A 25,615-nucleotide genomic window follows, 5' to 3' on the forward strand; every position below is an offset into this window, starting at 1 on the left:
AGCGAGTCTAACCAGCGTGCCCGGGGCACCATGGCAACGAGGAAAGGATCCAGCGATGGCCCTGTTCAAGAAGCGCACGGTGGGCAAACCGGGCGAATGGTACTACTGCCTGGAGCACAAATCGGTCGAGGAGGGGCCCGAGTGCCCGGCGAAGGACCGCTTCGGCCCGTACGCCACCCAGGGGGAGGCCCAGCGCGCGATGGACACCGCGCGTGAGCGGAACCTCGAATGGGAGAACGACCCGAAGTGGCACGACCGCTCGGACGAGCCGACGGACGAGACGCCCGACTAGGGCTCACCCGCGCCGCAGCCGCTCACCAGCGGGCCGGTGGCGGGGCCGTCAGCTGGTCGGCCAGGCGGGAGAGGCGGTCACGGAATGTGCGGCGGCCCCGGGGGGACGGGGCGCAGTTCTCTCCCGCCGCGGCGCTGACCAGGTGCTGGACCGTGTCCAGGTCGACCTCGTCGCCGTCGGAGACCGTGAGCGCCTCGTGGGCGAGGCCCCGCACCTCCGGGTCGCCGCCGTCCAGCGCCAGCACCGTCGCCCCCGCGCGGCGCGCGTCGTGCACGCGCTCCAGCAGGCCGCCGGCCGGCTGTCCCGGCGCTACCACGAGCAGGGTCTCGCCGCGCCCGGCCGCCTCGATCCTGCCCAGACCGACGGCCAGGTGCACCGGGTCGTCCGGCTCCACCCGATGGCGTACGAGCGTGGGCCGTAGCTGCGGCAGACCCGACCACGTGGACTCGTCCACCAGGTGCGCGGCCATGTGCCACGGCTCGTAGGCCTCGGTCCCCACCAGCAGCAGTCCGCCGCCGTGCGGCACGACCGACGACCGCAGGGCCCGGGCGAACTCCCGGGCCGCCGCGGGCCACTCCGTCCCGGCGAGCACCTCACGCAGCAACGCGACACGTACGGCATCCATGGCCCGCATCATGCCGCCGGGCAGGGCCCCTGACCGCCCGATCGCGGTGATACACCCGAACGGGAAGCATGGCGCCACCACTTCCCGTTCCGCGTGACGCACGTCCCAGAGCGACGCCGGCCCGGGCCTCGGCACTGCGAAGTAGGGTCGGCGCCATGACTACGAATGACACCGGAAGCGCCCCGAAGCCCCCCGCCAAGGACCCCTGGGACCTGCCCGATGTGTCCGGCCTGACCGTCGGGGTGCTCGGCGGGACCGGTCCCCAGGGCCGCGGCCTCGCCTACCGCTTCGCCCGCGCCGGACAGAAGGTGATCATCGGCTCGCGCGCCGCCGACCGCGCCGGGACCGCCGCCGCCGAGCTGGGCCACGGCGTCGAGGGCGCGGACAACGCGGAGTGCGCGCGCCGCAGCGACGTGGTGATCGTCGCCGTGCCGTGGGACGGCCACGCCAAGACGCTGGAATCGCTGCGCGAGGAGCTCGCCGGGAAGCTCGTCGTCGACTGCGTCAATCCGCTCGGCTTCGACAAGAAGGGCGCCTACGCCCTGAAGCCCGAGGAGGGCAGCGCCGCCGAGCAGGCCGCCGCCCTGCTGCCCGGGTCGCGGGTCACCGCCGCCTTCCACCACCTGTCGGCGGTGCTCCTCCAGGACGAGGCGATCGAGGAGATCGACACCGATGTGCTGGTCCTGGGCGAGGCGCGCGCCGACACCGACACGGTGCAGGCGCTCGCGAGCCGTATCCCGGGGATGCGCGGAGTCTTCGCCGGCCGGCTGCGCAACGCCCACCAGGTCGAGTCGCTCGTGGCGAACCTGATCTCCGTCAACCGCCGCTACAAGGCACACGCGGGGCTGCGCACCACCGACGTGTGAGCCCCTGACAGGAGCCGAACCGGGCATGAGGGACACTGGACGGGACCGCGCACCATCCCGGACAGGAGCACCAGCCCTCATGCCCCGCCTCGCTCTCTACGCCCTCGTCGTCTGCGTCCTCGCCGTCGCCGCAGCCGTGGTCTCCTTCGTCCAGGGCGGCATCCTGCTGGGCGTCGTATGGGTCCTGCTGGCCGGCCTCTCCTCGAACATGGCGTGGTTCTACCTGCGCAAGCACAAGGCGGACTCCCGCGCCGGGGCCGCCGCGACCTAGCGGATCAGCGCGCACCCCGGGTCCTGGTCGCCGAACCACTCCTGCCAGAAGCGGTAGGTGTCGAGCCCGCAGTAGGTCTCGACCTCGCTGACGCCCAGGCCCCGCAGCAGGGCGTCCACCGCGTCGAAGAAGAACCCGTTGACCTCCGGGACCCACAGGAGCGCGAAGACCGCGATCAGCCCGAAGGGCGCGAACGGCTCCACCTGGCGCCGGACCTTGTACGAGAGCCACGGCTCGATCACCCCGTAGCCGTCGAGGCCCGGGACCGGCAGGAAGTTCAGGATCGCCGCCGTCACCTGGAGCAGCGCCAGGAACGCCAGCGCGAACCGGAAGGACACCGGGACCCCGTCCAGGGCGTCCAGCCAGAAGGGCGCCGTGCAGACGACGGCGAACAGCACGTTCGTCAGGGGGCCGGCGGCCGAGATCAGGCTGTGCTTCCAGCGCCCCCTGATACGGCCCCGCTCGATGTAGACCGCGCCGCCCGGCAGACCGATGCCGCCCATGATCACGAACAGCACGGGCAGCACGATGCTCAGCAGGGCGTGGGTGTATTTCAGCGGGTTGAGCGTCAGATACCCCTTCGCGCCGATCGAGATGTCCCCGCTGTGCAGCGCGGTGCGCGCGTGCGCGTACTCGTGGAGGCAGAGCGAGACGACCCAGGCCGCGGTGACGAAGAGGAAGACCGCGAAGCCGGTCCGCTCGGCGAAGCCCGTCCACACCGCCCAGCCCGAGACGGCCATGACGGCGACGATCCCGAGGAAGATCGGGCTGACCCGCCGGTCGCTGGGTCGGCGGAACGCGGTGGTCATCGGCGGCACTCCTGAGGGCTGGGCGGCGGCTGGAGCCCCCGAGCGTACGGGTGACACGGCGGGAACGTGTGACATCCGGGTGGCAGTTCCCCGGAGCGGAGCCGTCACGGACAATGGACGTGTGTACTACGCCATCCTCGGTACCACCCTCGCTCTCCGCTCCGACGGCACGCCCGTCGCCCTCGGCGGGGCGCGGCTGCGCGCCCTGCTCACCGTGCTCGCCCTGCGGCCCGGCCGCACGGTTCCCGCCGGGGTGCTCGTCGACGAGGTGTGGGACGGCGACCCGCCCGCCGACGCCCCCGGAGCGCTGCAGGCCCTGGTGGGCCGGCTCAGGCGTGCGCTGGGCCGGGACGCGGTCGAGTCCGCGGCGAACGGCTACCGGCTCGCCACCGAACCGGACACCGTGGACCTGCACCGCTTCGAGCGGCTCACGGGCGAGGGCACCAGGGCGCTGGAGGAGGGCGACGCGGCGAAGGCCGCCGCCGTACTCGACGACGCGCTCGACCTGTGGCGCGGGCCCGCATTCGCCGACCTGCCGGACCGCGCCGCGGCGGCGGCCCGCTGGGAGGCCAGGCGGCTGGACGCCCGCAGGACCAGGATCGAGGCCGCCCTCGCGCAGGGCGGCGCCGAGGGGACCCTGCCGGAGCTCTCCGGGCTCTGCGCCGACCACCCGCTGGACGAGCCGCTCCAGGCCCTCCGGATCAGGGCGCTGCGGGACGCCGGGCGCACCGCGCAGGCACTCGCGGCGTACGACGAGGTGCGCACCCTGTTCGCCGACCGGCTCGGCTCCGACCCGGGGCCCGCACTGCGCGCACTGCACGAGGAGCTGCTGCACCAGGACGCACCCGCTCCGGCCCCCGCTCCCGGCCCCCCGCCCGAGCGACGGGGCAATCTGCGGGCCAGGCTCACCAGCTTCGTCGGACGTGACGCGGACATCGCCGAGCTGCTCGACGACCTCACCAGGGCCCGGCTGGTCACCCTTCTGGGCCCCGGCGGCGCGGGCAAGACCAGGCTGTCCCAGGAGGCGGCCGAGTCCACCGATCCGGCCCGCTGGCCGGACGGCGTCTGGCTGGCCGAGCTCGCGCCGGTCGACGACCCGGAGGCGGTTCCCGAGGCCGTACTCACCGCGCTCGGCGGTCGCGAGACCGTGCTGCGCGGCGCGGGCGCCGAGGGACTGCGGGCGGCGGAGCGGGGCTCGGGCGAACCGCTCGCCCGGCTCACCGAACACTGCTCGGGGCGCCGCATGCTGCTCCTCCTGGACAACTGCGAGCACCTCATCGAGGCGGCCGCGGCCCTCGCCGACCATCTGCTGGTCCGCTGCCCCGGGCTCACCGTCCTCGCGACCAGCCGTGAACCCCTGGGCGTACCGGGCGAGTTCGTCCATCCGGTCGACCCGCTGCCCGACCCGATGGCGCTGCGCCTGCTCGCGGACCGCGGTGCCGCGGCGCTGTCCGGCTTCCGGGTCGACGCGGACGAGCAGACGGCTGCGGCCACCGCCGAGATCTGCCGCCGTCTGGACGGGCTGCCGCTCGCGATCGAGCTCGCCGCCGCCCGGCTGCGCATGCTCACCCCGCGTCAGATCGCCGACCGGCTCGACGACAGGTTCCGGCTGCTGAGCAACGGCAGCCGCACCGTGCTTCCGCGCCAGCAGACCCTGCGGGCGGTCGTCGACTGGTCCTGGGACCTCCTGGACGAGGACGAGCGCACCGCCCTGCGCCGGCTGTCGGTCTTCTCCGGCGGCTGTACGCTCGCCGCCGCCGAGGCGGTCTGCGCGGACGGGCCGGCGGGCGCGCGTGACGTGGCAGGCCTGCTGGGCTCGCTCGTCGACAAGTCCCTCGTCGTCGCCGCACCCGCCGCCGACGGCCGGATGCGCTACCGCCTCCTGGAGACCGTCGACGAGTACGCCGGCGAACGGCTCGACGTGGCGGAGGAGCGGGATGCCACCGAACGGCGGCACCTCGTGTTCTTCCGGGAGCTGGCACGCACCACCGACCCCGAACTCCGGGGCGCCGGACAGCGCGCCGCCCTCGAACTGATCCAGCGCGAGTACGAGAATCTGCGCACCGCGCTGCGGCGCGCCGTCGCCGCCCGCGACGAGCAGGAGTCGCTCTGCATGGTGCTCTCGCTCTCCTGGTACTGGCAGATGCGTGATCTGCGCAGCGACGCCCAGCAGTGGGCCGAGGCCGCCGCCTCACTCGGCCCGGACCCGTTCGCCGGGCCGGCCCGCCTCGCACCCTCCCTCCATGAACGCTGCATCGACGCGCCGCCGCCCATGGGCCCCGAGCTGCTCCAGGAGGCGCGGCGTGAGGTGGCGCTGATCCAGCTGGCCGGTTCGGACGACGCGATGGAGTCCTGGTCGACGGAGCCGGGCATCACGCGTCTGCGGGTCATCGCCGCCACCTACCTGCCGGGGCAGCCGCAGGCCTGCCGCAGCCCGGGTTCGCTCTGGTTCTTCGCCGTCCTGTTCACCGGCGCCCTGGAGAACCTGCGTGAACTGCTCGACGAGAGGGTGCGCGCCTCCCGGGAGTTCGGATACGACTGGGAGCTGGCCGCCGCGCTCCAGGTGCGTGCCAACATGCTGGCCAACCGGTCCGACTGGGCGGGCGAGGCCCACGCGGACGCCGACGAGAGCCTGGAGATCTTCCGCCGCCTCGGCGACGACTGGGGTGTGGCGGAGGCACTCTCCTCACGCGGTGAGGCCAACGAGAAGGCGGGCGACCACACCCGGGCGGCCGAGGACTACCAGGCCGCGATCGGTTACGCGGAGAAGCTGGGCGCCCACTCCCAGGTCCTGGTGCTGCGCACCCGCTACGCCGCCGCACTGGTCGAGCTCGGTCGCGGCGCCGAAGGTGAGGCGATCTTCCGGGAGGTGCTCATCGACGGGCGGGGTGCGGGGCACGAGGGGACGGCGTTCGCCCGGTTCTTCCTCGCCATGTGGCTGGGCATGTCCGGTCGCACCGATGAGGCCCGCGAGCAACTCACTGTGATGCGAGCGGAATTCGATTCCACGCCGATGGTGTTCTTCGACGCGTTCCTGCTGGGTGGCGAAGCCTGGCTGGACAACCAGGAAGGGCTGTACGCCGACGCCCTGACCCGGGGCCGGGAGGCGCTGGAGCGGTCCGACGACCACCTGTCGCAGATGGTGGCCCCGCACATGCGTCTGCTCATTCTGGTCACGGCGGCACGGGCGCTGGCTGGGCTGGGCGGTGAGCGAAGGGCCACCCTGGCGGCGCGGTTGCTGGGCGCCGCACGGGCGCTGCTGCCGGACGGCCATGTGCCGACGACGATGGAGCGGAGCAACATCGCGGCGGCCGACGAGCTGTCCCGCGGTGTCCTCGGGCCCGCCGCCTACGAGGCCGCGAACGCCGAGGGCGGTGGCCTCTCCATCGAGGAGGCCACCGCCCTGCTGAGCGCGTACACAGCTGCCCAGGTCGCGTGACGAAACTTCGAGGGAGATCGGCACTCGCCCCCAAGGCCCCCCTCGGGGTCATGATTTACTTTCGTTCGTGAACTCACCCGTGTTTCCTGGCGGATGCGAGTAGCGCATGGTGGAGCGCCTCGACCCTTCGGATCCCACACATGTCGGGCCGTACCTGCTGGACGGGCGGCTGGGTGCGGGCGGCATGGGACAGGTCTTTCTCGGTACGTCCCCTGCGGGACGCAAGGTCGCGGTGAAGCTGATCCGGCCCGAGTTGGCGGCTGCTCCGCAGTTCAGGGAGCGGTTCGCCCACGAGGTCGACGCGGCACGGCGCGTAGGCGGCTTCCACACCGCCCAGGTCGTCGACGCCGACCCGGAGGCCCCGTCCCCGTGGCTGGTCACCCAGTACATCCCAGGGCCCACGCTCCAGCAGGTCGTCACCGCCCACGGTCCACTCGCTCCTGCCGCCGCGTTGCGTCTGGGTGCGGGACTCGCGGAAGGTCTGGCCGCCATTCACCGCTGCGGCCTGGTCCACAGGGACCTGAAGCCCGGTAACGTCATCCTCGCCGAGGACGGACCGCGCATCATCGACTTCGGCGTCGCCCATGCCGCCGACACCGGTCCGATGACCCGCACGGGTCAGATCGTCGGAACCTTCGCCTACGCATCGCCGGAGCAGATACGTTCCGCTCCCGTCTCGCCCGCGAGTGATGTCTTCTCCCTCGGCTCCGTCCTGACCTTCGCCGCCACCGGTCGGGGCCCGTTCGACGCGTCCACCGTCCCGGCGATCGTCCACCGGATCGTCGGCGAACCGCCCCATCTCGCGGGCCTCGTCGACGGCGACAGCCTGCATTCCCTGATCACCGCCTGTCTGGACAAGGACCCCGCTCTACGCCCGTCGGCCGCCGACATCCTGCGCCAGGTCTCGGTCACCGGACCTGCCCCGAACCCGCCGGTCGGTCGACGCGTCGTGCTCTGGGGCGGGATCGCGGCCGCCGCCACCGCGGTCGCCCTGCCCACGTTCCTGCTCCGGCCGGACCGCAAGGTGAAGGACTCGTCGAAGGGCGGCCCCACGCCCACGTCGTCCCCCGCCAGAGACGTGACCAAGCCGGTCGGACAACTGAGCGGCCACAGTTCCGATGTCAACTGTCTCGCCTTCAGTCCGGACGGGCGGACCCTCGCCAGCGGCAGCTCGGACACTACGGTGCGACTGTGGAATGTCGCCTCCGGCCGTACGGTCGCCACGCTCAAGGGCCATACCGGTGATGTCCTGGCCCTGGTCTTCAGCCCGGATGGAAGCACGCTGTACACGGGCAGCCTCGACCGGACCCTTCGGAGCTGGGACGTGCGCACGCACGCTCAGACGGATGTCGTCCTCTCCCGCAGCGGCGAGTTCCAGGGCGTCACCGCCCTGGCGTTCAGCCCGGACGGCAATACGCTCGCCGTCGGCAAGGAATCGGGGATCGAGCTCCTGACGCCGGCCACCGGCGAGTCCACCGCCACCCTCGAAGGACATTCCGGAAGCCTTGAGGATCTGGCGTTCAGCCCGGACGGCAAGACGCTGGCCAGCGTGGCCGCGGACACCCGTGGGGTGCTGCTCTGGTCCACCGACACCGGCCGCCTCGTCAAGACCTTCGCCGTCGACCGGGAGGACTCCTACAGTGGTGTGATGTTCAGCCCGGACGGCAAGGTTCTCGCCGGCGTCGGCAACGGCATCCGGATGTGGGACCTGGAGACCGGCAGCCTCACCAGCACGCTCACCGATCATCACGAGTTCCTCATGGCGGCGGAGTACCGCCCGGGGAAAGCGGTGATCGCGGGCGCGGGAGCCAACCCCGTCGAAGACCCGGAGGGCCCCGTCGGCAGGAGCATCAGTCTCTGGGACGTGTCCACCGGGCGGGTCACCGCCACATTGACCGGGGTCGCGCCCGACTCGAACGGCCTCGTCCTCAGGGTCCCGGTGCTGGCGTTCAGCCCGGACGGCAAGGCACTGGCTGCCGGACTCGGATCCATCGGGTCGGGCGACTCGATCCAGCTGTGGGCGTTCCCCTAGCGGGCACCGGACCTCCCCGGTGACGCACGCCGCTCTTCTTCCCCTCGACGGACGGTACTCATGGAAGCGTTGGAGCCCGGCGACCCGCAGTGGGTCGGCCCCTACCGGCTTGAGGGCCGCCTGGGCGCGGGCGGTATGGGACAAGTGTTTCTCGGTATGTCACCAGGTGGCCGGAGAGTCGCGGTCAAAGTCATCCGGCCGGAGCTGGCGGCTGCTCCGCAGTTCAGGGAGCGGTTCGCCCGCGAGGTCGACGCGGCACGGCGCGTAGGCGGCTTCCACACCGCCCAGGTCGTCGACGCCGACCCACAAGCCGCGTCGCCGTGGCTGGTCACGGCGTTCGTGCCGGGCCTCACTCTGCATCAGACGGTCGCTGAACAGGGCCCCCTCGCCGCCGAGGCGGTGCTGCGTCTGGGTGCGGGACTCGCGGAGGGACTGGCCGCCATTCACCGCTGCGGCCTGGTCCACAGGGACCTGAAGCCCGGTAACGTCATCCTCGCCGAGGACGGACCGCGCATCATCGACTTCGGCATCGCCCTCGCTCTGGACGCCAGTGCGCTCACCACCGTCGGCACGGTCATCGGGACCTACGCCTTCATGTCGCCGGAACAGATCAGCGCCGACCGGGCCGGACCGGCCAGTGATGTCTTCTCCCTCGGCTCCGTCCTCGCCTTCGCCGCCACCGGTCGGAGCCCCTTCGACGCCCCGGCCCTGGTGCAGGCCATTCCGCGGATCCTGAACGAGCCGCCCGCACTCGACGGCCTCGACGGCGAACTGCTGCGGTTGTTGACCGCCTGTCTGGTCAAAGACCCCGACGGGCGCCCTTCCGTCGCCGATCTCCTGACCCGGTTCGCGGGTCTGCCCGCCGGCGATGCGGTCGTTCCGGCGCCCGCCCCCGGCACGGAGCAGACACCGCCGGAGGCCAACGCAGGGGAGGCGCAGCCCTCGTCCGGACAGGGCGGGACGCTGCACCTGGTCGACGCCAGGCAGCCGATGCACATGCTGCCGACCGCCACCCATGTGCCTGCCTACCCAGCCCGTCCTCCGAACCCGCCCTCGCCCTCGCCGCCGCCCTCGCCCGACAGCAGCCCGGGCGGGATGTCCCGGCGCACGCTCCTCATCGGCGGCCTGGCGGCAGCGACAGCCGCGGCGGGCGTCGGGACCGCGCTCGTCGTGCGGGAGAGGGGCAGCGACTCCGACAACTCCGCTTCCGGAGCCGGAGCCGAGGCCGGTCCTTCCGGGGGATCCCCGGCGGACGGAGTCACCCTCAAGGGCCCCGAATCCGTCCAGGTCCTCGTCTTCGGGAAGGACGCCAAGACGTTGCTCGCCGCGGGTGGCGACGGCACCATCCGGAAGTGGGACGTACCCACCAAGCATGCTGAAAGTGTCCGCATCGGCGTTCCCAGCTATCTGCAGCCCGCAGTGTTCACCTCGGACCTCAAGCGCCTGATCAGGGCGGACAAGAACAAGGTCCAGGTATGGGACGTGACCTCCGGCCGCGTGGTGATGACGTTCGACGGCCCCCCTGCCGGCAAGGCGCAGGAGGGCTTCGTGCAGTCCTTGGCCCTCAGCCCGAACGGCAAGACCCTCGTCGGGAGCATGGCCGAAGGCCTGTATACGTGGGACTTCGGCTCCGGCAAGCGACTCGACATTCAAAAGGGCCAGTTCAGCGGGCCGTTGGCCTTCAGCCCGGACGCCAAGCTCCTGGTCACCGCGTTCCCCCTGAAGCTGCGGGAGGTGCCGTCGCTCAAGGCAGTGGCCACCATCGACGCCGAATACAACTCCTTCCAGACCTCGACGTTCAGCCCGGACAGCCAGATCCTGGCCATAGCGGAAAGGAACGGCCCGGTACGCCTCTGGAACGTCGCCACGCGCCAGAACATCGTGACTCTCAAGGGCCACAAGGACTCGGTCGTCTCGCTCGCGTTCCAGCCGGGCGGCTCCGCCCTGGCCAGCGGCAGCGAAGACGGGACCGTCCGGCTGTGGGACACGGTCACGGGAAGGACCACCGCCACTTTCGACTGCGGCGGCAAGGTGGCAGCGGTGGTGTTCAGCCCGGACGGCGACACCCTCGCCGTGGGACTCTCCCAGGTCGACAGCGCCTCTGCGGACGACACCGTCCGCATCTGGCAGGTGCCCACCTGAACGCCGAGCTCAGGACTTCTTACGGAACTTGGACACCGCGAGGGGTGCCATCACCGCGGTGATGACCACGGTCCAGCCGAGCGTCAGCCAGACCGAGTGGCCGAGCGGGCCGCCCATCATCAGCCCGCGGGCCGAGTCGGCCAGGTTGGACAGCGGGTTGTAGTCGGTGAACGTCTGGAGCCAGCCGGGCATGGTCTGCGTCGGGGCGAAGATGGAGGAGCCGAACTGGAGCGGCATCATCACGATCATTCCCATCCCCTGGACGGCCTGGGCCGTCTTCAAGGTCAGTCCGAGCAGGATGAAGATCCACATGATGGCGGCGCCGAACGCGGCCGCCAGGGCGATGGCCCCCACCAGGCCGAGCACCGACCCATGGAGCTCCAGACCGAGCGCGAAGCCCATGCCCAGCAGGATCAGCGTGGCGACCATCATCCGGCCGAGCTCGACCACGATCTTGGCGATGAGCACGGATGAGCGGGCGATCGGCATGGTGCGGAACCGGTCCATGACCCCCTTGCGGAAGTCGTCGTTGACACCGCTTCCGACGGCCATGGCGATGTTCATGCCCATCATCGCCATCAGCCCGGGGATCAGGTAGTTCAGATAGTCCTGCCGGCTGCCGCCCAGGCTGCTGCCGACCGATCCGCCGAAGACGTAGACGAACAGCAGCACGAAGATGACCGGCATCAGGAGCGCGTCGAACATCGACTCCGGATCCTTCTTGATCTGGAGCAGATTGCGCCGCACCAGCGCCCCGATGTGCCGCAGGTTGTTCCGGAGCCCGATCCCGCCCTCGTCGTGGACGTGCGTGACGGGGGTGCCCGGGGCCGTTCCGGCGGGGGTGGGCGTCAGAGTCGTCGTGCTCATGCCGCGACCTCCTGGGGGATCGTGTCGGTGGGGGTGGCCTTGCCACCGGTGATGGCGAGGAACACCTCGTCCAGGCTGGGCAGCGCGGTGGCGACGTGCGCCAGCGAGAAGCCCCGGGTGCCGAGCAGTCCGATGACGGCGGTCAACTGCTCGTCGCTCAGGATCGGTACGTAGAGCAGTCCCTCGTCCGGGACCGCCTGGGCGCCCGCGACGCCGTCGAGACCGGCCTCCCGCAGCGCCTGCGCCATCGCGGCCAGCTGCGCCGGGTCGGACGGCCTGATCTGCAGGGTGCGGCCGCCGACCTTGGCCTTCAGCTCGTCGACACCGCCGCGGGCGATGATCCTGCCCTGGTCGATGACGGTCAGCTCGCTGGCGAGCTGCTCGGCCTCCTCCATGTACTGGGTGGTGAGCAGCACGGTCGCCCCCTCCGCGACCATGCGCTGTACCTCGTCCCAGACCTCGTTCCGGGTACGGGGGTCGAGACCCGTGGTGGGCTCGTCCAGATACAGGACGGACGGGCTGCCGATCATGGAAGCCGCCAGGTCGAGCCGGCGCCGCATGCCGCCGGAGTAGTCCATCGCGGCCTTCTTCGCCGCATCGGTGAGCGAGAAGCGCTCCAGCAGCTCGTCGGCGCGTGACCGCGCCTTCTTGCGAGGCAGGTCGAGCAGCCGCCCGATCATGTAGAGGTTCTCCCACCCGGAGAGCTTCTCGTCGACCGAGGCGTACTGGCCGGTCAGGCCGATGGTGCGGCGGAGTTGCCTGGGCTGCTTCACCACGTCGTAGCCGGCGACGACCGCGTGTCCGGAGTCGGGCAGGATCAGGGTGGAGAGGCAGCGTACGAGGGTGGTCTTGCCCGCGCCGTTGGGCCCGAGCACACCGAGGACGGTGCCCTCGCGTACATCGAGGTCCACACCGTCCAGCGCCTTGGTGTCGCCGTAGTGCTTGACCAGCCCCCGCACCTCGACGGCGTTCCTGCCGTCCCTGAGGTTCTTGTCGTTCTGCGTCATGGACACCATCAGACCAGTCGCCACCGACAAGTCACCGACATGCCGCTGACAGCAGCGGACGGACGGCAGGCGACAGCCCGCCGATGGGGGAAGTCGGCGGGCTGTCGGTGGTGCGGCAGTGGTTCTGAGGGGCGTCAGTGGAAGGTGTGCTCCGCCGCGGGGAAGGCGCCGCCGACGACCTCTTCGGCGTACTCCTTGGCGGCGTCGGTCAGCACCTGACGCAGATTCGCGTACTGCTTGGTGAAGCGCGGGACCTTGCCGCCGGTCAGCCCGACCATGTCGGTGTAGACCAGCACCTGCGCGTCCGTGTCGGAACCGGCGCCGATACCGACGGTCGGGATGTGCAGGGTGCGGGTCACCTCGGCGGCCAGCTCGGCCGGCACGAGCTCCAGGACGACGGCGAACGCGCCCGCGTCCTGCACCGCCTTCGCGTCGCGCAGCAGCTGCTGCGCCGCCTCCTCGCCACGGCCCTGCACGCGGTAGCCCATGGCGTTGACGGACTGCGGGGTCAGACCGATGTGGCCCATGACCGGGATGCCGGACTCGACCAGGAGCCTGATCTGCTCGTGGGAGCGCTCGCCGCCCTCCAGCTTGACCGCGCCGACACCGGCGTCCTTGATCAGCCGGGTGGCGTTGCGCAGGGCCTGGACCGGGCCCTCCTGGTACGCCCCGAAGGGCAGGTCGGCCACGATCAGGGCGCGCTTGGTGCCCCGCACCACGGCGGCCGAGAGCATGGCCATCTCGTCCATGGTGACGGGCACGGTGGTCTCGTAGCCGAGGTGACAGTTGCCCATGGAGTCGCCGACGAGCATGACCGGGATGCCGGCCTCGTCGAAGACGGACGCGGTCATCGCGTCGTACGCCGTGAGCATGGGCCACTTCTCGCCGCGCTCGGTGGCGGCGGTGATGTCGTGGACGCTGATGCGGCGGGTGCTCGTGCCCCCGTACAACGCCTTGCCGGCGCCGGGGGTGGGGCCCGCGGGAGGTGTGGCGGACTGGTTCTGCGCAGCCTGAAGCGACATGGCCAACGGCTCCTTCGTCATCTCGAGGCGCCCTGACGGCGTCCCCGGATCCCTTCCATGGTGGCATCCCCGGGCCGTTCCCGGGAAGTGGGCCCACCCGCCCGCCCTGCGAGCGCTGCGTGTGAACGGTGGAGGGCGAGCCGGTAAAGTCTTTCCAATACGAGACGGTCTCGTATTGGAATTCGGCTAGGGTCGGGGTCATGTCCATACCGTCCGGCGGCCCCGCCGCCGCGCCCCGTGTCCCCGAGGCGGTCCACCGCCGCCGGTGGGCCATCCTCGGCGTCCTCATGTTCAGCCTGCTCATCGTCGTTCTGGACAACTCGATCCTGAACGTCGCGGTCAAGACGATCGCCAGCCCCGCGCCCACCGGCATCGGAGCCACCCAGAGTCAGCTCGAATGGGCGATCAACTCCTACACCCTCGTCTTCGCGGGCCTCCTCTTCACCGCCGGCCTGCTCGGCGACCGCATCGGCCGTAAGAAGGTGCTGCTCGGCGGCATCCTGCTCTTCGGCCTCGGCTCGGCCCTGGCCGCGTTCTCCTCGTCGCCGGGCGAACTCATCACCTGGCGCGCGCTGATGGGATTCGGCGCCGCGTTCGTGATGCCCGCCACCCTCGCCGTCCTGATGAACGTCTTCGAGCGCGACGAGCAGCCCAAGGCCATCGGCATCTGGGCCGGCAGCGTCGGCCTCGGCATCGCGATCGGTCCGATCACCGGCGGTGCGCTCCTGGAGCACTTCTGGTGGGGCTCGATCTTCCTGGTCAACGTGCCCGTGGTGGTCATCGCGCTCATCGCCATGGCCGTCCTGGTGCCCGACTCACGGGACCCCGCGCCCGGCCGCGTCGACCCACTCGGGGTCGTCCTGTCCGTCGTCGGCCTGGTCCTGCTGGTCTACGGCATCATCCGCGGCGGTGAACTCGCCTCCTTCACCGACATCGGTGTCCTCGCACCGCTGATCGGCGGCCTGCTGGTGCTCGCCGCCTTCGTCTGGCACGAGAAGCGCAGCCCGCACCCGTCGATCGACATCTCCTACTTCCGCAAGCCCGCCTTCTCCGCCGCGGTCGCGGCCATCGCGCTGGTCTTCTTCGCGCTGATGGGCGTCACCTTCTTCTCCGCCTTCTATCTGCAGAGCGTGCGCGGCTACACCGCGCTGGAGTCAGGGCTGCTGATCCTGCCGCTCGCCGTCGCGCAGATGATCTTCGCGCCGCGCGCCCGGCTGGTCGTCGACCGGTTCGGGGCCAAGGCCGTCTGCACCGTCGGCATGCTGCTCGTCGCCGCCGGCCTCGCGGCGTTCTCCCTGTTCACCGCGGACACCCCGCTGTGGATCCTGTGCGTGGTCTTCTTCGTCCAGGGCACCGGCATGGCGCACATCATGCCGCCGGTCACCGTCGCCGTGATGCAGGCCCTGCCCCGCGAGCGGGCCGGTTCGGGCTCGGCCATCAACAACACGTTCCGCCAGGTGGGTGGCGCGCTCGGGATCGCCGTGCTCGGCTCGGTGCTCTCCACGGTCTACCGGGGTGACATCGAGGGCCACCTCGACGGCGTACCCGCCGCAGCGCGGGACGTCGCAGGCGAGTCCATCGAGGCGACCCTGGGCGTCGCGCAGAAGCTGGGCCCGGCCGGCAAGCCGCTGGTCGCCGCGGCGAACGACGCGTTCATCGGCGCGATGCACGTCACCGCGCTCGGCTCGGCGGCGGTCGCACTGATCGGCGCGGCCGTGGTGGCCGCGTTCCTGCCGGGCAGGCAGCCCGCGCAGGGGAAGCCGGACCGGAGGGAGCCCGACCGGGCCCCGCAGGCCGCCGAGGAGCCCGTGCACCAGGCCTGACCGGCTGTTCCGGCCGGGGGAGTCGCTCCGCCCCCGGCCGGTCGGCGAGAATCGACACGTACGGCGAACGGCGGACGGCACAGCGAGAGGCGGCCCAGTGCGGCAGGCGGCACAGAACCCGGTGCAGGACCCGGCCGAGGGTCCGGTGGATCCGCCCTGCCAGGGAGGTTCCGAGCCACGCCGGGGCCGTCCCCGAAGCGCGGCCGTCGAGCGGGCGATCTTCGACGCCGTCACGGAGCTGCTGGAGGCGGGGGAGACCCTGGACGGCCTGTCCATCGAGCGCATCGCCCGCACCGCCGGGGTCGGCAAGGCCACCATCTACCGCCGCTGGAGCGGCAAGGAGGAGCTCTTCGTCGACGTACTGCGCGACATCGAGCCCCCCGAACCCACCGTCTCCGGCACCGGGGGCCTCGACGACCTGCGCGTCCTGCTGGAGTCCATGCGGACACGCGCCCTCGCCCAGCGCTCCTCCGCCCTCCTGCACAACGTGTTCGTGCAGACGAAGAAGCACCCCAAGCTGTGGAGTGCGTACCAGAACACGGTCATCGGGCCGCGCCGGGCGGCGATGCTGGCCGCCGTGCGTCGGGCGGTGGACGCGGGGGAGCTCCGTGAGGACTTCGACGTGGAGCTCATGGACGACCTGTTCGTGGGACCCATGATGGTCCGCACCATCCACCGCCTCGACGCGCCCCTGCCCGACGACCTCGCCGACCGCATCATCCGGATGCTCCTCCAGGGGCTCGCGCCGCACTCCGACGCGCCGCCCGTGTGACCGTTCCGCCGCAAGCCACCCGTACCGTGGTCACATCCGGAACCAGTCCTGCCGAATTCATCGTTCTGATGGCAGCAGGGCCGTCGTCGAGGACGGGAACGGCGCCACACATCGCCTAGGGTCGTCAGGCGCGGTGATGTGCAGGGCAAGGCAGTGAGGACGAGCGCGATGGTGCAGGCGTACAGGGCGGACACCGAGGGCGCCGACGCGGGACCGAGGCCGGGCACCCGGTTCGGGGCCCTGCGCCGAAGGCTCGCAGACCCGGGCATCTGGCGGCGCGGCATCATCCTGGCGCTCTGCTCGGTGCTCCTGACCCTCGTGATGCTCCTCCACTCGGACATCCCGAACACCATCGGCAATCTGGGAAGCCTCGTCGAGACGTTCCTGCCCTGGTTCGGCGTCTTCATCCCCCTTCTGCTGATCCTCGGTCTGGTCCGGCGTTCCGCGACGGCGGTGATCGCCCTGGTCCTGCCGGTCGCGGTCTGGCTCAATCTCTTCGGCGGCCTGATGTTCGCCGACAAGTCGGGCAGCGGCGGTAACCTCACCGTCGCCACGCACAACGTCAACGCGGGCAACCCCGACCCCGAGGGCACCGCCCAGCAGGTCGCCGGTTCCGGCGCGGACGTCGTGGCCCTCCAGGAACTCCCGAGCGGCAAGGTGTCGGCGTACGAGGACGCGCTCGCCGAGCGCTATCCGCACCACGCCGTCCAGGGCACCGTCGGCCTGTGGAGCAAGTACCCGGTGACCGACGCGGGGCCCGTCGACATCAAGCTCGGCTGGACCCGCGCGATGAGCGCCACGGTCACGACCCCCGAGGGCCGGGTCAAGGTGTACGTCGCCCACCTCCCCTCCGTACGGGTCAAGCTGAACGCGGGCTTCACCGCCAACCAGCGGGACGCCAGCGCGGACGCCCTGGGCAACGCGATCGAGCACGAACCGCTGGAGCGGGTGGTCCTGCTCGGCGACCTGAACGGCACGATGAACGACCGCTCGCTGAACGGGGTCACCTCGCAGATGCGCTCCACCCAGGGCGCCGCGGGCGACGGCTTCGGCTTCAGCTGGCCGGCGGCGTTCCCGATGGCACGGATCGACCAGATCATGGTGCGGGGCGTCGAGCCCCTGTCCTCCTGGACCCTGCCCGCCACGGACAGCGACCACCTCCCGATCGCGGCCCGCGTGGAGCTGTAGCCCCCCGGCTGTGACCGGCGCGGTACGCTCGCATCCATGTCCAGCCCCGAGTCCGACAGACTCCGGCCGCCGGTTCGCCGGTGGCCGCTCCCCGACGCCGAAAGCCGCTGACCCCACAGGTCACCGGGTTCGACCGCCGTGCCGTCGACCACCGCCGGACCGCCCGAGGCGGTGTGGGCCGACTCTCATGTCCCGTGACGACGCCGGACGTTCGTGACGCCGGACGTTCGTGACACCGGGCGTTCGTGACGCCGGGCGTTCGTGAACCGGACATTCCACCGCGTAGCCGTCCCCGCGCTCCGGCGCGTGACGACGGGCGCGGCCCGCATCCCCCGCACACCGCTCGTTCCTCCGACGGTTCCGCACAAGGGGTCCTCTACTCATGCCATTCGCCGTGTACGTGCTCGGGCTGGCGGTCTTCGCCCAGGGCACATCGGAATTCATGCTGTCCGGCCTGCTCTCGGGCATCGCCGGTGACCTGCACGTCTCGCTGGGCGCCGCAGGGCTGCTGACCTCGGCCTTCGCGGTCGGGATGGTGGTCGGCGCACCGCTCACCGCTCTCGCCGGACGCGCCTGGCCCCGACGCCGTGCGCTGCTGTTCTTCCTCGGCGTCTTCATCGCCGCCCATGTCGTCGGCGCCCTGACCTCCAGCTACGGGGTACTGCTCGCCACCCGGGTCGCCGGGGCGCTGGCCAACGCCGGTTTCTGGGCGGTGGCGCTGGTCACCGCACTGGCCCTGGCCGGCCCGCACCGGCGGGCGCGGGCCACCGCCGTGGTCGTCGGAGGGGTCACCGTCGCGTGCGTGGTGGGCGTCCCCGCGGGGGCGGCCCTCGGCGAACTATGGGGCTGGCGCTCGGCCTTCTGGGCCGTGGCCCTCGTCTCCGTACCGGCCGCGGGGGCGCTGCTGGTGGCCCTGCCGGGGGGCCGGCCCGACGGCGCGCCGCCGCCGGCCGGTGCGATGAGTGAACTGCGGGCACTGGCCCGGCCCCGGCTGCTGCTGACGCTGCTGGTGATGGCGCTCGTGCAGGGGGCGACCTTCTGTACCTTCTCCTACCTGGAGCCGCTGGTCACCCGTGTCACCGGGTTCGGCCAGGGCTGGGTGCCCATGGTGCTCGCGCTGTTCGGCGTCGGCTCGTTCGCGGGCGTCACGCTGGCCGGGCGCCTGGCCGACGCCCGCCCCGGCGCCGTCATCGGGCTCGGCATGAGCGCCCTGGCCGCCGGCTGGGCGATGCTGGCCCTGACTGCCTCGTATCCGGCGGCGGCCCTCGCCCTCGTCCTGCTCCAGGGGGCGCTCGCCTTCGGCACGGGCACGACGCTGATCACCCGGGTCTTCCAGCTGGCTCCGGACGCCCCGACGCTTGCGGGCTCCTTCGCCACGGCCGCCTTCAACGTGGGCGCGGCGGCCGGCCCCTGGCTCGGCGGCCTGGCCCTCGGCGCGGGCCTCGGCTTCCGCGCTCCGGTCTGGGTGAGCGCCCTGCTGATGTGTGCGGCCCTCGCGGGTGGGTGGGTGCTCTCGCTGTCCTCCGGTGCGGTACGCGTTCCCGGGCGGCTCGGGGCCGCCGAGTGATGCCCACATCACACCCCGCCGCAACGGCATGTTCACGTCCGGGCATAAAACGTCTGAGAGACTTTGTTCCGACGGGATACATAACCCGTTCCGGCAACGACGCCGACGCTCCCGCACCATCACCGCCGCCACCCGGCCCCCACGGCCAGGTCGGCCCCCTGCCCGAAAGGTCACCTCCATGCCCCTGGCCCTGCTCGCCCTCGCTGTGAGCGCCTTCGGCATCGGCACCACCGAGTTCGTGATGATGGGGCTGCTCCCCAACGTCGCGGACGATCTGGGAACGTCCGTACCCACCGCCGGTTACCTCGTCTCGGCGTACGCGATCGGCGTCGTCCTCGGTGCCCCGCTCCTCACCGGCCTCGGCTCCAGGATCCCGCGCAAGCGGATGCTCCTGCTGCTGATGGCCCTCTTCACCGTCGGCAACCTGGCCTCCGCCTTCGCTCCCGACTTCGGCTGGCTGCTGGCCGGCAGGTTCCTGGCCGGGCTGCCGCACGGGGCCTTCTTCGGCGTCGGCGCCGTCGTCGCCGCGCGCCTCGTGCCTGACGGGCGCCAGGCCCGCGCCGTCGCCACGATGTTCCTCGGCCTGACCGTGGCCAACATCGTCGGCGTACCGGCGGCCACCCTGCTGGGACAACACCTCGGCTGGCGCGCCACGTTCATGGTGGTCGCGGTGATCGGCCTCGCCGCCATGGCCGCGCTCGCCCGTCTCGTCCCGCAGATCCCCGTCGAGGCGCACCAGGGCGTACGCCGTGAACTGAGCGCGCTCGGCAACCGGCAGGTCGTGCTCGGCCTGCTCACTGCCGTCCTCGGCTTCGCCGGCGTCTTCGCCGTCTACTCCTACCTCTCGTCCATGACGACCGAGGCGATGGGCTTCGGCGAGTCCTCGGTGACGCTCGTCCTCGCGCTCTTCGGCATCGGGATGACCCTCGGCGCACTGGCGGCGGGACCGCTCACCGACCGGGCGCTGCGCCCCACCCTCTACGGCTCACTGGGCGCCCTCGCCGTCGTGCTCGTCGTCTTCCCCTTCACCGTCCATGTGCAGTGGGCGGCGCTGGTCATGGTGGTGCTGCTCGGCGGCATCGGCTTCATGACGACCACACCGCTGCAGATGCTCGTGATGAACAAGGCCAAGGACGCCCCCACGCTCGCGTCCGCCTCCAACCACTCCGCCTTCAACCTCGCCAACGCGGGCGGGGCCTGGCTCGGCGGGGTCGCCATCGCGGCAGGCTGGGGCTGGACCTCTCCGGCCCTGGTCGGCGCGGTGCTGGCCGTGGCGGGTCTCGCCGTCGCCGTCACCGCAGGTGTGCTGGACCGGGCCCCGGGCACCTCGCGTGTCGTGGCGACCGGCGCCCCCGCCGACGCGCGCGAGCTGGTCGAGCACTCCTCCTGAGCCCCGGGCCCTTCGCCGGAACCGGGCCTTTCGTCGGGCCCGGGCATTTCATCAGGCCCGGGCTTTCATCCGGATCAGGCCGGTCCCGTGGGGGTGCGTGTGGGGCGCCTCCGCAGGACGGGGCCCAGCAGCCGGGCCGCCGTGACCAGTCCCGCGAGCGCGGTCAGCGCGAGCAGCAGCCGGACGTCGACCACGGCGACCAGCCCCGCGCCAACCGCCAGGGCCGACGCGTTCGGCACCATCATCAGGGAGTTGGCCGCAGCGGCCGTGCGGCCCAGCACCGCGTCCGGCGTCTCCCGCTGCACCGCCGTCATCGCGACGATCAGCACACAGGGCAGGCCCGCGCCGATCGCCGCACTCGCCGCGGAGGCCACCGCGTCACCGCCCGCCGCCCGCACGCCCACCGCCACCGCGAACACGGCGATCCCCGCCCCGGCGAAGGCCCGCTCCGGCATCCGGCGCAGCAGGGGCCCGGCCAGCAGCCCGGTCGCCACGGAGCCCGCGCCCTGGAAGGCGTACAGCACTCCGGCGTACGCCGGTGGGCGGCCGAGCGTCTCCACGACGGCGTACACCGCCGCCCCGTTGATCCCCGCCAGCAGCATCGTCAGCGCACCCGCGTACACCAGCGGCCGCAGGACCGGCGAGCCGCGCAGCAGCCGGATCCCCGCCGCCGTACCGCCCCGCCGCGACCTCCTCCCCGAAATCCGCCTGGCCTTCCGCCTGGCCTTCCGCCTGGCCGCACCGGTGGGCTCCCGCACCCTCAGCCGTGCGAAGACCAGTGCGGCCAGGGCGAACGTCACCGCGTCCAGCACGACCACGGGGCCGGCGCCGTACCGGGCGAACAGGCTGGCGCCCGCGAGGGGCGCGAGCAGCTTCATGCCCTCGTTCACCGTCGTACGCAGCCCGTTGAAGTCCCCCCTCAGCCGCGCGTCGACGGCCCCCGCCACCAGCGCCGCCTCCGCCGCGTCCAGGAGCACGCCGCTCACGCCGTAGAGGAACAGGACCGCGAAGAGCGCGCCGATCCGGCTGTCCCGGCCGACGAGGAGCAGCGAGGCCAGCAGCCCCGCCATCACCAGATTCACGGTGACCAGCAGAAGCCTGCGCGGCACCAGGTCCGCCACCGTGCCGAGGGCGGGTCCCGCGAGTACCGGCGCCCACATCGCGCACACCGTCAGGGCGGCCAGACTGTCCGACCCGGTCTGCGACTTGACCCAGACACCGGCGGTCAGCCACATCGCGGACGTACCGAAGCCGGACACGAGCAGGCCCATGAGACAGAGCAGGGCTGTGCGATCCCGTACCACCGCGCCCGACGCCACTGCCAGCTCCTCGCACCCGCCGTGACGCGCGCCCCGGCCGGGGCGCGCCTCCGGTCATGCTGGCGGCTGAGGTGGGGCGGCGGCATCGGGCAGATGCCTCAGGTGTCAGGCCCGTGCGTCAGCCCGATTCGCGCCACCGGTTCGTGACCGGCAGCCTGCGGTCCTTGCCGAAGCCCTTCGGGGAGATCTTCGTGCCCGGCGGGTACTGCCGCCGCTTGTACTCCGCCGTGTCCACCATCCGCAGCGTCCTGGTCACCAGCGGCTCGTCGAACCCGGCCGCCACGATCGCGTCCCGCCCCTGGTCCCGGTCGACGTACAGCTCCAGGATCCGGTCCAGCACCTCGTAGTCCGGCAGCGAGTCCGTGTCCACCTGGTCAGGACGCAGTTCCGCGCTCGGCGGCTTGGTGATGGACGCCTCCGGGATCGGCGGGGTCTGCCCGCGCTCCACGGCGGCGCGGTTGCGCCACTTCGCCAGGCGGAAGACCGACGTCTTGTACACGTCCTTGATCGGCCCGTACGCGCCGACCGAGTCGCCGTACAGCGTGGAATAGCCCACCGCCAGCTCGGACTTGTTGCCCGGCGCGAGCACGATCCGGCCCTCCTGGTTGGAGATCGCCATCAGCGTCGTGCCGCGCAGCCGCGACTGCAGGTTCTCCTCGGCAAGACCGGTGAGCCCCAGCGCCCCCATGTACGCGTCGAACATCGGCTCGATCGGTACGGTGCGGAAGTTCAGCCCCGTACGCCGGGCCAGCTCGGCCGCGTCGCTCTTGGAGTGCTCCGACGAGTACCTCGACGGCATCGAGACGCCGTACACATGCGCGGCGCCCAGCGCGTCGCAGGCGATCGCCGCGACGAGCGCGGAGTCGATTCCGCCCGAGAGCCCGACCAGGACACTGCTGAAACCGTTCTTCGAGGCGTACGCGCGCAGGCCCACGACCAGCGCCGAGTACAGCTCCTCGTCGTCGTCGAGCCGCTCCGCGTATCCGCCGGCCAGCTCCGGCTCGTAGGCGGGAAGCGGGTCCGCGCTCAGCACCACATGGTCGATCCGCAGCCCGTCGCCCGCGCCCCCCGACGGCGGAAGGGCGGCGGCGGCCGGCAGCTCCAGGTCGAGGATCACGCTGCCCTCGGTGAACTGCGGTGCACGGGCGATGACTTCGCCGTGCCTGTCGACGACGATCGAGTCCCCGTCGAAGACCAGCTCGTCCTGGCCGCCGGTCATCGCCAGATACGCCGTCGTGCACCCGGCCTCCTGGGCCCGCTTACGGACCAGCTCCAGCCGGGTGTCGTCCTTGTCGCGCTCGTACGGGGAGGCGTTGACCGACAGCAGCAGTCCGGCCCCGGCGGCGCGGGCGGCCGGAACGCGGCCGCCGTCCTGCCAGAGGTCCTCGCAGATCGCGAGTGCCACATCGATGCCGTGCACCCGCACGACGGGCATCGAGTCGCCCGGCACGAAGTACCGGAACTCGTCGAAGACGCCGTAGTTGGGCAGGTGGTGCTTGGCGAAGTTCAGCGCGGTCCGCCCCCGGTGCAGCACGGCGGCGGCGTTGCGCGGGGAGCCCGCGGGCTGGCCGTAGCGCGCCGGAGGGTGCTCCGAGCGGTCGAGATAGCCGACGACGACCGGCAGTTCCCCGAAGCCCTCGTCGGCCAGGCGGGCGGCGAGCGCGTGCAGCGCGGTCCGCGAGGCCTCGACGAAGGACGGCCGCAGGGCCAGGTCCTCGACGGGATATCCGGTCAGCACCATCTCGGGGAACGCCACCAGATGGGCGCCCTGCTCGGCGGCGTGCCGGGTCCAGTGGACGATCGACTCGGAGTTGCCGGCGAGGTCTCCGACGGTCGCGTCGATCTGATTGAGTGCGAGACGTAGTTGAGGCACCCCGGCAGTGTAATCGTCTTTCTGACGCGATGTCCTGGCGTTCCCGTCCGGATGCGGCGGACCGCTCCCGGACGGGGCCGGGCCGAGCGGCTCAGCGCAGGTAGCCGAGGACCGTCATCATTCCCGATTCGGCGTGGTAGACGTTGTGGCAGTGCAGCATCCACAGGCCGGGGTTGTCCGCGTCCAGGTCGACCGTGAGCGAGCCACCGGGCAGGACGGCGGCGGTGTCCTTGCGCGCGCCGAGCGCCGAGCCGGCCAGTGCGAACGTATGGCCGTGCAGATGGATCGGATGCCACATCGCGGTGCGGTTGCTGAAGACCAGCCGCACCCGCTCCCCGGCCCTGACGGGCTGTCGCACCGCCGGGTCGTAGGGCTTGCGGTCGAAGGCCCAGTCGTACGCGTCCATGGAACCCGTGAGTGTCATGCGCACGGTCCTGTCGGGCTCGCGCTCCGCCAGGGCCACCGACGCGTCCGGGGTCAGCCGGTCCGCCGTGACCAGCTCGCCGTCCAGTTCCTTGGGCCGCACCGTGGCGGGCGGGGTCGCCCCCGATCCCGTCTTCAGCACGGCCAGCGCCGACGCCTTCTTGCCCTCGGCGAGAGCGGTCAGCGGGAACACCCCGTCGCCCGCGGTGACCAGCACGTCGTAGCGCTCGCCCATCGCCAGCAGCAGGGTGTCGGTCCCGGTGTGCCGTACGGGGAAGCCGTCCGTGTGCGTCACGGTCATCCGGTGGCCGCCGAGCGCCAGCCGGAAGGCGGTGTCCCCGCCGGCGTTGATGACGCGCAGCCGGATACGGTCGCCCGGCCGGGCCTCGAAGACCGAGGGGTCCGCCGCCCTGCGGCCGTTGACCAGGTAGTGGGGGTAGCCGACATCGCCGGCGTGGCCGCCGAGCAGATCGCTGTCCGCGTCCGCCAGGAGTCGTGAGGGCGGGTCCTCGCCGGCCGCGCGACGGCGGGCCTTGTGGGCGGCCGCGTCATGGCCGCTGCCGCGGCCCTTGGACAGTTCGCCGAGGACCGCGTCGGGGGTGGAGCCGTCCACCCCGTCGAGCCAGTCGTCGAGGACGACGATCCACTCCTTGTCGTAGGCGAGCGGCTCCTTCGGGTCGTCGACGATCAGGGGTGCGTACAGCCCCCGGTCGATCTGCACACCCGAGTGCGGGTGGATCCAGTACGTCCCGGGGTGGGTGACCGCGAACCGGTAGGTGAAGTCGGCGCCGGCCGCGATCGGCTGCTGGGTGAGCCCGGGCGCGCCGTCCATGTCGTTGCGCAGCGCGAGGCCGTGCCAGTGCAGCGTGGTGGCCTGCGGCAGATGGTTGGCCAGGGCGAGTTCCAGGGTGTCGCCCGCCGTGGCCCTGATCGCTTGACCTGGCAGGTGGTCCCCGTACGCCCAGGTGGGGACGGAGAGGCCGCCACCCAGGTCGAAGCGGGAGGCGGCGGCGGTGAGCGAGACCTTCCGCACCGGCCCGGCGCCCCGCTCGGCCTCCGCGTCGAGCACCTCAGGACCGTCGGGCGTGACGTACTGGTCCGCGGCGCGCGCGGGGGAGGGGGCGCGCAAGGGCGAGGGGTGGGCCGGGGACGCGGCGGCGCGTGAGGCGAGGCCTGCTGCTCCCGCTGTTCCTGCTGCTCCCGCGAGGGCGATTCCGGCGCCGAGCATGGCGCGACGAGTGGGCATTTCAGACATATTGCGCACCGTACCCCTGGCGGGTATAAGCGCGCCGCCCCGACACCCGAGGGCCCGACACCCGAGGGGGGAACGTACCGGCGGGGGCCGGTGCGTGGGTCAGCCGTGGGCGTAGACCCTCTCCGCCCAGCCGGCGACCTGCTCGTCCGAGAGGTGGAGCGCCAGGTCGGCCTCGCTGATCATGCCGATCAGCTTCTTGTTCTCGATCACCGGGAGGCGGCGGATCCGGTTGCCCTCCATCTCCAGCAGCACCGCCTCGACGTCCGCCGTCGACTCGATCCAGCGCGGTGTGCCGTCGCAGAGTTCGCCCGCCGTCACCTTCGACGGATCGTGCCCCCACGCCACGCACTTGATCACGATGTCGCGGTCGGTGATGATCCCGACCATTCGGTCCCGCTCACCCTCGGCGGAGACGGGCAGCGCCCCCACCTTGTGGTCACGCATCATCTGGGCGGCGCGGTCGAGCGTCTCGTGGGCGGGGATCCAGTGCGCCCCGGTATGCATGATGTCCTTGGCCGTGGTCATGGGTTGCCTCCTGCGTGCCGATGGGCACTGCTGTACGACCCCGAGCCCTTCCATCGTCACGGCCCCGCCCGGCGCACGCGAACGCTGTCACCCGTTCGGGCGTACGCC

Annotated in this window: 20 protein-coding genes; 11 read left to right on the forward strand and 9 right to left on the reverse strand. The window is 71.8% G+C overall.

The features are described from left to right. Positions 1–55: 55 nt before the first annotated feature. Positions 56–292: a hypothetical protein gene (locus AB0C75_RS28250; RefSeq protein WP_362894548.1), complete on the forward strand. Its 237-nt coding sequence runs from the start codon at positions 56–58 to the stop codon at positions 290–292. A gap of 22 nt (positions 293–314) precedes the next feature. Here the strand turns inward: AB0C75_RS28250 and AB0C75_RS28255 are convergent, their stop codons facing one another. After that, positions 315–917 carry a hypothetical protein gene (locus AB0C75_RS28255; protein WP_362894549.1) on the reverse strand — a complete coding sequence of 201 codons (603 nt, stop codon included), beginning with the start codon at positions 915–917 and terminating at the stop codon, positions 315–317. Positions 918–1,072: 155 nt separating this feature from the next. Here AB0C75_RS28255 and npdG point away from each other — a divergent pair, with 155 nt between their 5' ends. Continuing rightward, positions 1,073–1,783 (forward strand): NADPH-dependent F420 reductase, encoded by a 711-nt coding sequence (gene npdG / locus AB0C75_RS28260; protein ID WP_362894550.1) that lies wholly within the window; start codon positions 1,073–1,075, stop codon positions 1,781–1,783. A 79-nt stretch (positions 1,784–1,862) separates the two neighbouring features. Next, complete coding sequence (locus tag AB0C75_RS28265) at positions 1,863–2,054, forward strand: hypothetical protein (RefSeq protein ID WP_362894551.1); 192 nt, start codon at positions 1,863–1,865, stop codon at positions 2,052–2,054. Here the strand turns inward: AB0C75_RS28265 and AB0C75_RS28270 are convergent. Then, a complete protein-coding gene (locus tag AB0C75_RS28270; RefSeq protein WP_362894552.1) occupies positions 2,051–2,863 on the reverse strand; it encodes a site-2 protease family protein in 813 nt (270 codons plus the stop codon). The genes AB0C75_RS28265 and AB0C75_RS28270 overlap by 4 nt on opposite strands. Positions 2,864–2,984: 121 nt before the next feature. Here AB0C75_RS28270 and AB0C75_RS28275 point away from each other — a divergent pair, with 121 nt between their 5' ends. The 3 genes from AB0C75_RS28275 to AB0C75_RS28285 all read left to right on the forward strand — a co-directional run bounded on the left by AB0C75_RS28275 (position 2,985) and on the right by AB0C75_RS28285 (position 10,476). Further along, positions 2,985–6,302: a BTAD domain-containing putative transcriptional regulator gene (locus AB0C75_RS28275; RefSeq protein WP_362894553.1), complete on the forward strand. Its 3,318-nt coding sequence runs from the start codon at positions 2,985–2,987 to the stop codon at positions 6,300–6,302. A gap of 106 nt (positions 6,303–6,408) precedes the next feature. Continuing rightward, a complete protein-coding gene (locus AB0C75_RS28280; RefSeq protein WP_362894554.1) occupies positions 6,409–8,334 on the forward strand; it encodes a serine/threonine-protein kinase in 1,926 nt (641 codons plus the stop codon). 60 nt (positions 8,335–8,394) lie between these two features. Beyond that, entirely contained in the window at positions 8,395–10,476 is a 2,082-nt protein-coding gene (locus AB0C75_RS28285; protein ID WP_362894555.1) for a serine/threonine-protein kinase, read from the forward strand. A 9-nt stretch (positions 10,477–10,485) separates the two neighbouring features. Here the strand turns inward: AB0C75_RS28285 and AB0C75_RS28290 are convergent, their stop codons facing one another. The 3 genes from AB0C75_RS28290 to panB all read right to left on the reverse strand — a co-directional run bounded on the left by AB0C75_RS28290 (position 10,486) and on the right by panB (position 13,372). Beyond that, on the reverse strand, positions 10,486–11,343 hold the full coding sequence (locus AB0C75_RS28290) for an ABC transporter permease (RefSeq protein ID WP_362894556.1): 858 nt from the start codon (positions 11,341–11,343) through the stop codon (positions 10,486–10,488). Continuing rightward, entirely contained in the window at positions 11,340–12,350 is a 1,011-nt protein-coding gene (locus AB0C75_RS28295) for an ATP-binding cassette domain-containing protein (RefSeq protein WP_362894557.1), read from the reverse strand. The genes AB0C75_RS28290 and AB0C75_RS28295 overlap by 4 nt, the downstream gene beginning before the upstream one ends. A gap of 134 nt (positions 12,351–12,484) precedes the next feature. Further along, complete coding sequence (gene panB / locus AB0C75_RS28300) at positions 12,485–13,372, reverse strand: 3-methyl-2-oxobutanoate hydroxymethyltransferase (protein WP_362894558.1); 888 nt, start codon at positions 13,370–13,372, stop codon at positions 12,485–12,487. Between the two features lie 200 nt (positions 13,373–13,572). Between panB and AB0C75_RS28305 the strand changes: the two genes are divergently transcribed. From AB0C75_RS28305 to AB0C75_RS28325, 5 genes are all read left to right on the forward strand, one after another. Continuing rightward, positions 13,573–15,195, forward strand: a complete 1,623-nt coding sequence (locus tag AB0C75_RS28305; protein WP_362894559.1) for an MFS transporter — start codon at positions 13,573–13,575, stop codon at positions 15,193–15,195. Between the two features lie 121 nt (positions 15,196–15,316). Then, the gene (locus AB0C75_RS28310; RefSeq protein ID WP_362894631.1) at positions 15,317–15,967 is read left to right on the forward strand and encodes a TetR/AcrR family transcriptional regulator; all 651 of its coding nucleotides are present in this window, start codon (positions 15,317–15,319) and stop codon (positions 15,965–15,967) included. Positions 15,968–16,135: 168 nt separating this feature from the next. Then, a complete protein-coding gene (locus tag AB0C75_RS28315) occupies positions 16,136–17,155 on the forward strand; it encodes an endonuclease/exonuclease/phosphatase family protein (RefSeq protein WP_362894560.1) in 1,020 nt (339 codons plus the stop codon). 382 nt (positions 17,156–17,537) lie between these two features. Continuing rightward, positions 17,538–18,722, forward strand: a complete 1,185-nt coding sequence (locus AB0C75_RS28320) for a Cmx/CmrA family chloramphenicol efflux MFS transporter (protein ID WP_362894561.1) — start codon at positions 17,538–17,540, stop codon at positions 18,720–18,722. 178 nt (positions 18,723–18,900) lie between these two features. Next, positions 18,901–20,112, forward strand: a complete 1,212-nt coding sequence (locus AB0C75_RS28325) for an MFS transporter (RefSeq protein WP_362894562.1) — start codon at positions 18,901–18,903, stop codon at positions 20,110–20,112. Between the two features lie 74 nt (positions 20,113–20,186). Here the strand turns inward: AB0C75_RS28325 and AB0C75_RS28330 are convergent, their stop codons facing one another. From AB0C75_RS28330 to AB0C75_RS28345, 4 genes are all read right to left on the reverse strand, one after another. Next, positions 20,187–21,431, reverse strand: coding sequence for an MFS transporter (locus AB0C75_RS28330; protein ID WP_362894563.1), 1,245 nt, complete (start codon positions 21,429–21,431; stop codon positions 20,187–20,189). Positions 21,432–21,549: 118 nt separating this feature from the next. After that, entirely contained in the window at positions 21,550–23,304 is a 1,755-nt protein-coding gene (locus tag AB0C75_RS28335) for an NAD+ synthase (RefSeq protein WP_362894564.1), read from the reverse strand. Between the two features lie 91 nt (positions 23,305–23,395). Then, entirely contained in the window at positions 23,396–24,982 is a 1,587-nt protein-coding gene (locus tag AB0C75_RS28340; protein ID WP_362894565.1) for a multicopper oxidase family protein, read from the reverse strand. A 99-nt stretch (positions 24,983–25,081) separates the two neighbouring features. Further along, positions 25,082–25,507, reverse strand: coding sequence for a CBS domain-containing protein (locus AB0C75_RS28345; RefSeq protein WP_362894566.1), 426 nt, complete (start codon positions 25,505–25,507; stop codon positions 25,082–25,084). Between the last annotated feature and the right edge of the window lie 108 nt (positions 25,508–25,615).

The sequence above is a fragment of the Streptomyces sp. NPDC048565 genome (assembly GCF_040650935.1).
Classification (GTDB): domain Bacteria; phylum Actinomycetota; class Actinomycetes; order Streptomycetales; family Streptomycetaceae; genus Streptomyces.